General features: G+C 69.1%; 8 protein-coding genes and 1 pseudogene. 1 reads left to right on the top strand and 8 read right to left on the bottom strand.

Annotated features, from left to right (window positions below; translation table 11 throughout):
• Positions 1–47: 47 nt before the first annotated feature.
• Together BOQ54_RS19375 and BOQ54_RS00035 are read right to left on the bottom strand one after the other, a co-directional pair.
• Positions 48–1,867, bottom strand: a pseudogene (locus BOQ54_RS19375) (ABC transporter ATP-binding protein); the annotation flags it as partial.
• A gap of 241 nt (positions 1,868–2,108) precedes the next feature.
• Entirely contained in the window at positions 2,109–3,914 is a 1,806-nt protein-coding gene (locus tag BOQ54_RS00035) for an ABC transporter ATP-binding protein (protein ID WP_071923002.1), read from the bottom strand.
• Between the two features lie 447 nt (positions 3,915–4,361).
• Here BOQ54_RS00035 and BOQ54_RS00030 point away from each other — a divergent pair, with 447 nt between their 5' ends.
• Complete coding sequence (locus BOQ54_RS00030; protein ID WP_071923001.1) at positions 4,362–5,336, top strand: OmpA family protein; 975 nt, start codon at positions 4,362–4,364, stop codon at positions 5,334–5,336.
• Between the two features lie 56 nt (positions 5,337–5,392).
• Here BOQ54_RS00030 and gyrB read toward each other — a convergent pair whose 3' ends face one another.
• The 6 genes from gyrB to dnaA form a co-directional block, all read right to left on the bottom strand.
• Positions 5,393–7,819, bottom strand: coding sequence for a DNA topoisomerase (ATP-hydrolyzing) subunit B (gyrB, locus tag BOQ54_RS00025; protein ID WP_055460775.1), 2,427 nt, complete (start codon positions 7,817–7,819; stop codon positions 5,393–5,395).
• 156 nt (positions 7,820–7,975) lie between these two features.
• A complete protein-coding gene (locus tag BOQ54_RS00020; protein WP_071924340.1) occupies positions 7,976–8,599 on the bottom strand; it encodes a LysE family translocator in 624 nt (207 codons plus the stop codon).
• Positions 8,600–8,631: 32 nt separating this feature from the next.
• Positions 8,632–8,805, bottom strand: a complete 174-nt coding sequence (locus BOQ54_RS19605) for a DUF817 domain-containing protein (RefSeq protein ID WP_145979691.1) — start codon at positions 8,803–8,805, stop codon at positions 8,632–8,634.
• A gap of 216 nt (positions 8,806–9,021) precedes the next feature.
• Positions 9,022–10,212: a DNA replication/repair protein RecF gene (gene recF, locus BOQ54_RS00015; protein ID WP_071923000.1), complete on the bottom strand. Its 1,191-nt coding sequence runs from the start codon at positions 10,210–10,212 to the stop codon at positions 9,022–9,024.
• A gap of 84 nt (positions 10,213–10,296) precedes the next feature.
• Entirely contained in the window at positions 10,297–11,415 is a 1,119-nt protein-coding gene (dnaN, locus tag BOQ54_RS00010) for a DNA polymerase III subunit beta (protein ID WP_071922999.1), read from the bottom strand.
• 162 nt (positions 11,416–11,577) lie between these two features.
• Positions 11,578–13,119 carry a chromosomal replication initiator protein DnaA gene (dnaA, locus tag BOQ54_RS00005; protein ID WP_245282655.1) on the bottom strand — a complete coding sequence of 514 codons (1,542 nt, stop codon included), beginning with the start codon at positions 13,117–13,119 and terminating at the stop codon, positions 11,578–11,580.

Raw genomic sequence — 13,119 nt, 5'->3', positions numbered from 1 at the left:
AACGCCTCAGGCCGGTGCCGTCTCGCTCGCCTTGTCCGTCTCGATGCGAGGAAGCCGCCGGACTGGCGATGCCACAGTGCGGCGTAGAGGCCGCCGCGGGCCAGGAGTTCCCTCGTGCGTGCCGGTCTCGACGATGCGGCCGCCGTCCATGACGACGAGCCGGTCGAGCACGGCGATGGTCGACAGGCGATGGGCGATGGCGATCACCGTCTTGCCCTCCATCAGGGCATAGAGCTGCTCCTGGATGGCCGCCTCGATCTCCGAATCGAGGGCGGAGGTCGCCTCGTCCAGCACGAGGATCGGCGCGTCCTTCAGGAGCGCGCGGGCGATGGCGATGCGTTGGCGCTGGCCGCCGGACAGCTTGACGCCGCGTTCGCCCACATGGGCGTCGTAGCCGTGGCGGCCCGCCGGATCGGTGAGGTCGTCGATGAACGTGTCGGCATGGGCCATCCGGGCGGCCGCCCGGATCTCCTCCTCGCTCGCTTCCGGCCGGCCGTAGGCGATGTTGTCGCGGATGGAGCGGTGCAGGAGCGAGGTGTCCTGCGTCACCATGCCGATCTGCCGGCGCAGCGACGCCTGGGTGACGCCGGCGATATCCTGCCCGTCGATGAGGATGCGCCCGCTTTCGGCATCGTAAAAGCGCAGCAGCAGGTTGACGAGCGTCGACTTGCCGGCGCCCGAGCGGCCGGACGAGGCCGACCTTCTCACCGGGCCTCACGACGAGCGACAGATCGTCGATGACGCCGGACGCGCGCCCGTAGTTGAAGCGCACGTGCTCGAAGCGGATCTCGCCTCTGGACACGACGAGCTCGCGCGCGTCCGGCCGGTCCTTGATGGCGGTCGGCCGGGCGATGGTGTTCATGCCGTCCTGCACCGTGCCGATCTGCTCGAAGAGCCCGGCGACCTCCCACAGGAACCAGTCCGACATGCCGCGCAGGCGCAGCACAATGGCGATGCCGACGGCGATGGCGCCCATCGACAGCGCCGACCGTAGATCGACACCGCCGGCGGAGCAGCAGGGCGTTGGTGGTGTGCAGCGCCGACCGTGAGCCACGTCGTCCGCATTTGCCGATACGAGCCGCATTTGCCGATAGACGGTGTCCATGAAGCCGCCCATGGCATCGCGCGCGTAGTCGAGCTCACGGCGAGTGTGGGCGAAGAGCTTGATGGTCTGGATGTTGGTGTAGCTGTCGACCACCCGTCCGGTCATCTCGGCCCGGGCATCGGCCTGCTGCATGGAAATGGCCCTGAGCCGCGGGACGAAGAAGATCATGAGCCCGGCATAGGCGAGGAGCCAGAGGACGAGCGGTAGCATCAGGAGCAGGTCGGCGCTGGCGAGGAGGACCAGCGCGCCGAGGAAGTAGGTGATGACATAGACTGCGACGTCCATGAGCTTCATCACCGTCTCACGCACGGCGAGCGCCGTCTGCATCACCTTCTGCGAGACGCGGCCGGCGAACTCGTCCTGAAAGAAGGCCATGCTCTGGTCGAGGATATAGCGGTGCGTCAGCCAGCGCGCGATCATCGGATAATTGCCGAAGATCGTCTGGTGGGTGACGAGCGACTGCGCGAGGACGGCGAGCGGAAAACCGACGACGACGAGCAGCGCCATGCCGATGAGCGGCCAGCTGTGCGTCTCGAAGAAGGTGGCGCGGTCCGCCTTGGCCAGCCAGTCGACCAATGAGCCCATGAAGCCGACGAAGCTGATCTCGATGATCGAGATCACCGCCGTCAGCACCGCCATGACGATCAGCCAGGGCAGCACCGGGCGCGAATAATGCATCACGAACGGCACCAGCCGGCGCGGCGGCGCGACGGCCTCGGCCCTGGGGAACGGATCGACGAGGGTTTCGAAGAAGCGGAACATGGCGTCCAGACGAAAATCGATGGAGCTGCGGCCGGCGGGGAGGGCCGCCGCAGCGGGAAAGCGAGACCTTTGCCGCCTCCTCAGGCGGGCAGAAAGAGCATGGCCAGGGGCATATGGTGGCTCCTTCGCTTCGTTGCACGCCCGGCCGCATCGCGGGTCGGGCGGGTGGCTCGAGGGCGGAGCGGCGTTATAGAACCTCGACCAGGGTTGAGATCAAGCCGCGCTCCGCGGGCCGGCGGCCTCATGGCCGCCAGCCGTCCGTCAGCTCCAGCGCCTGGCGCTCGAACAGGCGGCGGTAGAGGCCGCCGGGCCGGGCCACGAGTTCCTCGTGGCTGCCCTCCTCGACGACGACGCCGTGGTCGAAGACGAGGATGCGGTCGACCGCACGCACCGTCGACAGACGGTGGGCGATGATGAGCGCCGTGCGGCCCTTGAGGAGCCGCGCCATGGCCTGCTGGATCGCCGCCTCGCTCTCCGAATCGAGGGCCGAGGTCGCCTCGTCGAGGATGAGGATCGGCGCATCGGCGAGGAAGGCCCGCGCCAGGGCGACGCGCTGGCGTTCGCCGCCCGAGAGCTTGACGCCGCGCTCGCCGACGAGCGTCGCATAGCCGCGGGGCAGGCGGTTGATGAAGGCGTCCGCATTGGCGAGCGCCGCTGCGCGCCGGATCTCCTCCATCGTCGCCCCCGGCTTCGCATAGGCGATGTTCTCGGCCAGCGAGCGGTGGAACAGCACCGGCTCCTGCTGCACGATGGCGATCTGGGCGCGCAGCGATGCCTGCGTCGCATGGCGCACGTCCTGTCCGTCGATCAGCACGCGGCCGCCGGTGACGTCGTGCAGGCGCTGGATGAGCTTGACGAGCGTCGTCTTGCCCGAGCCGGACGGGCCGACGAGGCCGAGGCTCTCGCCGGGCGCTATCGTGAGGTTGAGGTCGCGGTAGAGCGGCGTCGGGTGGCCGCCGTAGCGGAAGTCGACACGCTCGAACACGATCTCCCCCCGCTTGACGGACAGGGGCCGCGCATCCGCCAGGTCCTCCACGCCGAGTGGCGTGTCGTGCATGGCCACGAGTTCCTCCATCTCGTTGACGCCGCGCTGCAGGTTGGAGATGTGGTAGCCAACGTCGCGCAGGTAGCCCTGCACCATGAAGAACATGGTGAGCACCGTGGCGAGGTCGCCGGCGCTTGCCTCGTCGCGCCACCACAGCCACAGGGCGACGGCGACGATGCCGATGCGCAGGGCGAGGAGGGTGACGATCTGCAGTGCCTCCGAGCCGGAGCTGCGCAGCCAGGTGCGCCGCGTGCGGCGACGCCACTTGTCGATCAGGGCGGCGAGGCGTGCGTCCTCCCGGGCTTCCGCACCGAAGGCCTTGACCACGGCATTAGCGCCGATGGCATCGGCCATGGCGCCGCCGAGCTTCGTGTCCCAGCTGTTCGACAGCCGGGCCGCGGGCGCCACCCAGAGCAGCGACAGGAGCACCGTCAGCACGACATAGAGTACGCCGCCGGCTGCGACGAGGAGGCCCATGAGGGGCCAGCGCCAGCCGAGCAGCAGCGTCGCACCCAAGAGCACCATGGCCGAGGGCAGGAGAGCGATGAAGATGGTATCGCCGACAAGGTCGATGGCCCACATGCCGCGGCTGATGCGGCGCACCGTCGAACCGACGAAGCTGTTGGCGTGCCAGTCCGACGAGAAGCGCTGCACGCGCTCGAAGGCATCCGAGCCGGTGCGGCTCATGACCTTCAGCGTCAGCTCGATGATGGCGAGGATGCCCGTCATGCGGCCGGCGAGCACCAGGAGCCCCATGAGCGCAAGCAGGCCGAGCGCGACGAGCGCGGCTGCGAGCGCCGCCTCGCGTCCGGTCTCGCCGCTGCGGGCGATGGCGTCGACAAGCTGGCCGGCGAAGACGGGCACCAGCACGTCGGCGACGGTGGCGACGACGAGGCCGCCGATGAGGGCGGCGAGCAGCGCGGGATGGCATCGCCATCGGCGCCAGAGGAAGGCGAGCACGGGGCGAAAAGCCCCCGTGCGCCGGGTCTGTTCGGCGGTCACGGTTCGATCACGCCCGCGCGGCGCGGGCGGCCCTTATGAGGGAAACTGGCGCCGGCAACGCGCGCGCGACGGCGCGCGAGCCACGGCCCGGTTCCGAAATGGATAGGAGGTGGAAAGTGGGGTCGGCGGCCTAAGCCGCTCGCGACCTAACGGCGCTTGCGCCCGCTCGGCGAAATGCCGGCGCCCGCCCGCAGCATGGCAAAGGGCATCTGCGTATGACGGATAACTGTCATGTCCGCCCTCCTGCGGGGTGAGTTAGGGGCGCTCTTTGTACAGCGTGATCAGTTTTTGGGCAAGTCCGGTGCGGCGGGAGCGCGCATGTCGCGTGGACGGAGTGGCATCGGAGCCACAGGCGGTCCCGCAGTCTGGTGCGGGAGATCACTTCCTCCGGCGCGGCCAATGCTAAGCTATTTCCGCTTTCGGTCATCTCCGGACGGGAGGACCATCATGGCCAGGAAAACGCCACCGGTCAGGGAACAGGTTGTCGGCCCATATGTACGATCGAACGCCTATATCAAGGGCCGTTTGATCGACTTCGATACGGGCAGCGCGGCCCTCGAGGGACAGCACAAGCAATGGCTGTCGGAGAAGATGGCCTATGTGAAGAGCCAGTCCGGCTTCCACATGTGGCTGATCGGCTTCGCCTCGAAGATCGGGGACGCCAACTACAACAAGCGCCTGTCGAACGACCGGACCAATGCGGTCCTCAAGTTCATCGGCGGCCTCGACGAGCGCGCCCTCAGCGCCATCGACCTCTGGGAAGCGCGCGGCGAGGAAGGCTACAACGCCGCCGAAAGCGACAATTCGGCCGACATGCGCGCGGTGGAGGTCCACATCTTCATCGGCGACATCCCGCCTCCGCCGCCTCCACCCGACATCAAGCCACGGCCGCGGCCCCTGCCGCCGCTGCCGGGCGGGCAGCGTTATTCGGACTGGGCGGTTGCCTCGCCGGGCGGCGCGGTGTCGAACATCCTGCCGGGTGTCGTGATCGGCTTCAACGTCTTCGTCTTCCGCAACAGGACGACCCGCGAGCAGCGGGCCTATATTGCGCCGAGTGCCGGGTTCGGCCAGTCGCTGAGCCTGAAGGGCGGGCCGGTGAAGCAGGCGGTGCAGACGCTCCTGACCTCGCCGGCCGGAACCAACATGGACTTCGAGCCGCTCACGTCGCCGCTGCCCATCACCTGGGAGGAACTGGGCGACAGCCTGAGCACGGTCTCGTCCATCGGCGGCGGCATCGGGCCGCGCGGCGTGACGGCGATCCACACCACGATCGAGGCACCGAACGTGTGGCGGCACTCGCCCTCGGGCGTGCCGATCCGGAAGGAGCTTCAGCTGTTCTCGTTCGACTATGTCGGCAAGAACTTCCAGCTTGGGGCCGGCGGCTCGGCCGTCGTCGGGCCGCTGGTCGAAGTCGCCCGCTGACGGCGGGCAGGCGGGCCGGATTGCGGGCGTGCGCCGCCGGCAATCTGCCGCCGCCGTCACACGTCGAGGTTCGCCACCGACAGGGCGTTTTCCTGGATGAACTCGCGCCGCGGCTCGACGATGTCGCCCATCAGCTTGACGAAGATGTCGTCGGCCTCGTCGACCTCGCGGATCTTCACCTGCAGGAGCGAGCGGTTCTCGCGGTCGAGTGTCGTCTCCCAGAGCTGGTCCGGGTTCATCTCGCCGAGGCCCTTGTAGCGCTGCAACTGTATGCCCTTGCGGCCGGCGGCCATGACGGCGTCGAAGAGGCTGACGGGCCCGTCGATCGTCCTCTCGTCGCCGCGGCGCACGAAGGTGGCGGGCTTGGCATAGACGTCCTGCAGGCTCGCGGCGCGCTCATCGAGCTTGCGCGCCTCGGAGGACGCGAGGAGCGCCGCGTCGAGACTCACCGCCTGGCGCACGCCGCGCACCGTGCGAGCGAAGACGAAGCCGCCGGCTTCCGCCCGGCCTTCCCAGCCACGCTCGGTCTCCTCGGCGATGGCGTCGAGGCGGCGGGCGATATAGCTGGCCGCCGCTTCAGCTTCGGCCGGCTCCTCCGCCACCTGCGGGCGCAGCGCCCCGGCGATGGCCGCTTGCTCAACCACGGTGCGGTTGTAGCGGGTGTGCAGGCTGCCCAGCATCTGGCGCACGAAGCGCGCCTCCTCGACGAGGGAGCGCAGGTCGGCGCCGGCGCGTTCCTCGCCGTTGCCGAGCCGCAGGAGCGCGCCCTCGAGGCCGCCGTCGATGAGATAGTCCTCAAGCGCCCGCTCGTCCTTCAGGTACTGCTGCGACTTGCCGCGCGTGACCTTGTAGAGCGGCGGCTGCGCGATGTAGAGGTGCCCGCGCTCGATCAGCTCCGGCATCTGGCGGAAGAAGAAGGTGAGCAGCAGCGTGCGGATGTGGGAGCCGTCCACGTCCGCGTCTGTCATGATGATGATCTTGTGGTAGCGCAGCTTGTCGGGCGCGAATTCCTCGCGGCCGATGCCGGTACCGAGAGCGGTGATCAGCGTGCCGATCTCCTGGCTCGACAGCATCTTGTCGAAGCGCGCGCGCTCCACATTGAGGATCTTCCCCCTCAGCGGCAGCACGGCCTGATACTCGCGGGCGCGGCCCTGCTTGGCAGAGCCGCCGGCCGAATCGCCCTCCACGATGAAGAGTTCGGCTTTGGCCGGGTCGCGTTCCTGGCAGTCGGCGAGCTTGCCGGGCAGGGAGGCGATGTCGAGCGCGCCCTTGCGCCGCGTCAGCTCGCGCGCCTTGCGCGCCGCCTCGCGAGCCGCGGCGGCCTCGACGACCTTGCTCACCACTGTCTTGCCGTCGGAGGGATTCTCCTCGAGCCAGGTCGACAGGGCCTCGTTCATGATCCCCTCGACCACAGGTCGCACCTCCGAGGAGACGAGCTTGTCCTTGGTCTGGGAGGAGAACTTCGGATCGGGCACCTTCACCGAGATGATGGCGGTGAGGCCTTCGCGGCAGTCGTCGCCGGTGAGCGAGACCTTCTCCTTCTTCGTGAGACCGCTCGCCTCGGCATAGCCCGTGATCTGGCGCGTCAGCGCGGCCCGGAAGCCCGCCAGATGCGTGCCGCCGTCACGCTGCGGAATGTTGTTGGTGAAGGCGAGCACCGTCTCGTGGTAGCTGTCGTTCCACCACAAGGCGATTTCGACACCGATGCCGTCGCGCTCGCCGCGCAGCACCACCGGCTTGGTGATGAGCGGGCTCTTGGTGCGATCGAGATAGCGCACGAAGGCCTCGACGCCACCCTCGTAGCACAGCTCCTCGCGCTTGCGCTCGGCATGCCGGTTGTCGGTGAGGACGATGCGCACACCCGAATTCAGAAAGGCGAGCTCGCGCAGTCGGTGCTCCAGCGTCGCATAGTCGAATTCGGTGATGGAGAAGGTCTGAGGGCTCGGCAGGAAGGTCACCTCCGTGCCGCGCTTGTCGCCCGCCTCGCCGACGACCGTGAGCGGGGCCACGGCATCGCCGTGGTGGAACTCGACGAAATGTTCCTTGCCGCCGCGCCAGATGCGCAGCTTCAGCCAGCTCGACAGCGCATTGACGACGGAGACGCCGACGCCGTGCAGGCCGCCGGAGACCTTGTACGAATTCTGGTCGAACTTACCACCGGCGTGCAGCTGGGTCATGATGACTTCGGCAGCCGAGATACCCTCCTCGGCATGCAGGTCAGTCGGAATGCCGCGGCCGTTGTCAGTCACCGTGCAGGAGCCATCGGCATTGAGCGTCACCGTGACCTCGGTGGCGTGGCCGGCCAGCGCCTCGTCGATGGCGTTGTCGACGACCTCGTAGACCATGTGATGCAGGCCCGAGCCGTCGTCGGTGTCGCCTATGTACATGCCCGGGCGCTTGCGCACCGCATCGAGCCCCTTGAGCACCTTGATGGAATCGGCGCCGTAGGAGTCGGGGTTGAGGTCGCGAGCGGGTTCGGCCATGGGGCGATAATCCTGTCAATGATCCTGAGCCGCACGCGAAGCGTGCGACAGGCTTGATTCGACTATTGAATTTAGTGTCTCAACCGGGCGATTGCACGTATTGCGGCCGCTTTTGCGGCCTCATTTGCAGCCTTGCCCTGGCTCCGATGCGTCCCGTCAACGGCTCGCTACCGCAACGGCCGCGCCGGCCATCACCGTCCCGGTGGCGCGGTTGACGAGGCGCACCGCCTGAGCGCTCGTGAAGAGGCGGCGCGCGCGGGCGGCAAGGACGATATAGGCCGAGAAGACCGCGGCGAGAATACTCAGCGTCACGACGACGAGTTCGACATAGCCCACGGCATCGAGGCGGGCGAGGTCGACGATGTTCGGCACGAGCGCGAGATAGAAGACGATGACCTTGGGGTTGCCGAGCGTGACGGCGAGCCCGGCGAAGAACAGCTTCACCGGGTGCTCACGCCGGCGGTCCGCCTCGATCTCGCGCGCTTCGGCCGGGGCACTCCACAGCTTCCAGGCAAGATAGAGCAGATAGGCCGCGCCGGCGTATTTCACCACGAGGAAGACGCCATGGAAGGTCTGGGCGAGGACAGCGAGGCCCGTCACGGCGAAGGTCAGCCACACGACATCGCCGATGGCGAGGCCGGCCGTGAAGGCGGCGGCTCCCTGTGTGCCGCGGCCGAGCACACGCGCGACGATCGCGGCGATGCCGGGACCGGGTGAGGCGGCCGCCACGGCGAGCGTACCGGCGAAGACGAGAAGACCCGTGAGGTCGAGACCGGACATGAACAGCAGCAACTCCATGCGTCGCGGGCGGATCAGCGCTTCTCCCCGGCGACCGCCCCGTTCTTAGCAGAAATGCCGGCATCCGCGAAGTCCGGCATCGCCGGCGTAATCATTCCGGCGGCGGATGGGCGAGGGTGACGTGCAGCTTGCGGACGCCCGCACATGAAGCCGGCAAAGAGCGGCACGCCGCCGATGCGCAGCGCCACTGCGGGATCAGCTGCCGTGCGTCTTGAAGATGGTCAATCCCGTGCCGGGACATGGCTAGGGCGGATGATGAAGGCTTCCTGCAGCTCACCGAGCTTCAGCAGGATGGAGGCGACCTGCACGAGAATTGCCGCGGCGACGGGCCGTCGTGACGATGGACCGGTCAGTCCGATGGCCTCAGACCTGCCCGGTGAGCATGATCGGCGCCAGCGCTCGTTTCATGCGGCGGGCGCAGCCGGTGTGAGCCGGCCCGGCGTCACGGCGAAGCGCACGGCGTCCGTGGGCAGGTCGGCGAAGAGGGCCGGGTCGGCGCCGGTCATCCAGACCTGGCTGCCGAGTGCGGCAAGCGTGCCGTAAAGCGCGGCGCGCCGCCGCGGGTCGAGATGCGCGGCGATCTCGTCGAGGAGCACGAGCGGGGCTAGGCCGCTCATGGCGGCAACGAGGCGGGCATGGGCGAGCACGAGCCCGATGAGGAGGGCCTTCTGCTCGCCGGTGGAGCATTCGGCGGCCGGCGTGTCCTTCGGCCCGTGGCGCACGGTGAGGTCGCTCGCCTGCGGGCCGGCGAGCGTGCGCCCGGCGGCCCGGTCGCGCATGCGGCTCTCGGCGAGGTGGGCGCGGTAAAGATCCTCCACCTCGACGGCCGGCCGGTCGGCGGCCATGTCCTCGAACGCGCCCGCGATGGCGAGATCGCCCCAGGGAAAGGGCGAGGCGTCGTCGCGGGCCGCGAGGATGAGGGCGGCGAGACGGGTGACGGTCTCGCGCCGGGCGGCGGCGACGGCGACGGCGAGCTCGGCGAGCTCGGTCTCGATGGCGTCGAGCCAGGCTGTGTTGCGGGGATGCTCCTCGAGCACGCGGTTGCGGCTGCGCAGGGCGCGCTCGAAGGCATTGACGCGCGTGCCGTGGGCGGGGTCGACGGCGAGGACGAGCCGGTCGAGAAAGCGCCGCCGGTCGCCGGGCGTGCCGGTGAAGAGGCCGTCGAGCGCCGGCGTCAGCCAGACGACGCGCACATACTCGGCGAAGGCGGCCGGGGAGCCCGCCGTCTCGCCGTCGATGCGGCAGCGGCGCGCAAGGCCGCCGTCCGGCGCGCGCTCCGTTCCCGTGCCGAGCCGGACACCGCCCCAGCGGGTGTCGAGCGTGACGGAGACGGAGAAGGTGCCGGGCCCGTCGTGCGCCGCCATGGCGGCGAGGTCGGCACGCCGCAGGCCGCGGCCCGCCGTGAACAGCGACAGCGCCTCGAGCACGTTGGTCTTGCCGGCGCCGTTCTCGCCGACGAGGGCGACGAGCGGCGCATCGACGTCGACGTCGAGGGCACGATAGCTGCGGAAGTCGCGCAGGCCGAGGCGCGTCACGCGGCAAGGCCCGGCCGCGCCCGTCGGCGGCAATGCAGCGGATGGCGGTTGCTCGGTCATCGCCTCGTCACGCAGCGGCGCGGCACCGCCGCCGCGCCTCTTGCCGCAGACCGGCGAGGCGTGCGCGCCGTCCCGTCCGGATGCTTACACCCGCATCGGCATCAGGACGTAGAGGGCGCTCGCGCCCTCGCGGTCCTGGATCAGCGTCGGCGAACCGGGGTCGGCGAGCTTGAACAGCGCGGTGTCGCCGTCGAGCTGGGCCGTGATGTCGAGGAGATAGCGGGCGTTGAAGCCGATATCGAGCGCATCGGCCTCGTAGTCGACCTCGATCTCCTCCGTCGCGCTGCCCGAATCGGGGTTGGTGACCGAGAGCGTCAGCCGGCCGTCGGCGAGAGCGAGCTTCACGGCCCGGCCGCGCTCGGAGGAGATGGTCGAGACACGGTCGACAGCGGCGGCGAAGCTCGCCCGCTCGACGACGAGTTGCTTGTCGTTGCCGGCCGGGATCACCCGCTGATAATCGGGGAAGGTGCCGTCGATGAGCTTGGAGGTGAGGACGACCGAGCCGATCGACAGGCGGATCTTGCTCGGGGACAGTTCGACGCTTGCCTGCGCCTCGGCGTCCTCTAGCAGCTTCTGCACCTCGGCCACGGCCTTGCGCGGCACGATGACGCCGGGCATGCCGGCCGAGCCTTCGGGAGCCGTGGTCTCGACGCGGGCGAGCCGGTGCCCGTCGGTCGCCACGGCGCGCAGCACCGGCATGCCGTTGCTCTCGATGGTGTGGAGATAGATGCCATTGAGGTAGTAGCGCGTCTCCTCGGTCGAGATCGCGAACTGCGTCTTGTCGATGAGGCGCTTCAGCTCGCCCGCCGGCAGGGTAAAGCGGTGCGGCATCTCGCCGGCCGCGATGTCGGGGAAGTCGCTCTCGGGCAGGGCCTGCAGCGTGAAGCGCGAACGGCCCGAGCGGATCAGCATCTGGCTCGTGTCGCCGCCCGTCTCGAGCGAGACCTGGGAGCCGTCGGGCAACTTGCGCACGATGTCGTAGAGCACGTGCGCGGGCACGGTGGTCGCGCCCGCCATCTCCACATCGGCGGCGAGCGCCTCGGTGACTTCGAGATCGAGGTCCGTCGCCTTGAGATGCAGCATGCCGCTCTCGGCGCGCAGCAGCACGTTCGACAGGATCGGAATGGTGTTGCGCCGCTCGACGACGCGATGCACATGCCCGAGCGACTTGAGGAGCGCCGCCCGCTCGACCGTGACCTTCATGACCGCCCGTTTCCCTTTGGCGCCCGAAGGCGCATGAGGCTCGCTTGCCCGGCTGGCTGATAGCCCACCGGGGCACGCACAATGCCGTCTTGTCGGCCCTTGTGCAAGGGCGGCAACGGGTGTGTCAACAGTGGCGGGCGCGGCAGCTCGGGCTGCGGCCGCTCACTCCTGCAGCATGCGCTTGAGCAGCTCGACCTCCTCGTTCAGCGCCGGGTCGTCGCCCACCGCCTTCTCGATCTTGCGCACGGCATGCAGCACGGTGGTGTGGTCGCGCCCGCCGAAGCGCCGGCCGATCTCGGGCAGCGAACGCAGGGTCAGCACCTTGGAGAGGTACATGGCGATCTGTCGCGGCTTGACGACGGCCGCCGTACGGCGCTCGGAGAGGAGGTCGGCGCGCGACACGTTGTAACGGCCGGCAACGAGCTTCTGGATGTCCTCGATCTTGACGCGCTTGGGGTCGCGGGTGCGCACCAGGTCGCGCACGGCCGCCTCGGCGGTCTCGACGGTGAGGGGCGAGCCGGTCAGCGTCGCGTGGGCGAGCAGGCGGTTGACCGCGCCGTCGAGGTCTCGCCCGTTGGTGGCGATGACCCGGGCCACATAGGCGACGACGGCCTCGGGCACCTCGAAGGCGGGATGCAGCGCCTGCACCGCGGCGATGCGCATCGACAGGATGCGGGAACGCAGTTCCTCGTCGAGCGGGCACATCTCGACGACGAGACCACCGGCGAGGCGCGAGCGCACGCGCTCGTCGAGGGCCTCGAGGTCCGATGGCGGACGGTCCGCCGCCACGACGATCTGCCGCCCGGCATCGAGCAGGGCGTTGATGGTGTGGCCGAATTCCTGCTGGATCGACTTGCCCTGAAGGAATTGCACGTCGTCAATGACGAGCATGTCGATGCCGCGCAGGCGCTCCTTGAAGGCAAGGGCCGTCTGGGCCTTCAGCGAGGCCACGAAACCGTACATGAAACGGTCGGCCGTCAGGTAGATGACGCGCTTGCCGCGGCCCTGCGCCTCATGGGCGATGGCCTGCATGAGATGCGTCTTGCCGAGGCCGACGCCGGCATGGAGATAGAGCGGATTGTAGAGCGGCGCGCCGCCGTCATGGCGGGCGATGCGGTCGGCGGCGGCATGGGCGAGGGCGTTCGAGCGGCCGACGATGAAGGTGGAGAAGGTGAGGCGCGGGTCGAGCGCATTGGCGGCGCTGTCGTCGGCAAGATCCGGGGCCGCGGCCTTCTCGCTCGTGCTCTCGCGCGCCTCGTCTGCGACGCGAGGACGCGCCACGACAGGGGCGGCCGCGCGCGCGGGGGCCGTGGCCGGCTCGCTCGGGCGGGCGGCCACGGGCATTTCGCGCGTCACCGCGCCGCGGACGAAGAAGGCGACGCGGCTGACCGCTGCATGCTCGGCCTTGAAGACCGCCAGAACGCGATCGGCGTAGTGCGACTCGATCCAGCTTTTGAGGAAGCGGGTCGGCACGGACAGGCGGGCGGTCCCGGCCGCAAGACCGTCGCACTCCAGCCGGCCGAACCAGCTCGAGAACACGTCCTCGCCGAGTTCGGCCCGCAGCCGGCGGCGCACGCGTCCCCAGGCGTCTGACAGGTCCTCGCTGCCGCCGGCGGCGCCGCGAGCGTCATCGATATAGGGCACGTGTCCGTGCGGAGCGGCCACACCCTTGGTTTCGATCACGCTCTCTTCGCCTTTGTACAT

Source organism: Chelatococcus daeguensis (genome assembly GCF_001887265.1).
Classification (GTDB): Bacteria; Pseudomonadota; Alphaproteobacteria; order Rhizobiales; family Beijerinckiaceae; genus Chelatococcus_A; species Chelatococcus_A sambhunathii.
This window is presented reverse-complemented; position numbering and strand designations above follow the sequence as displayed.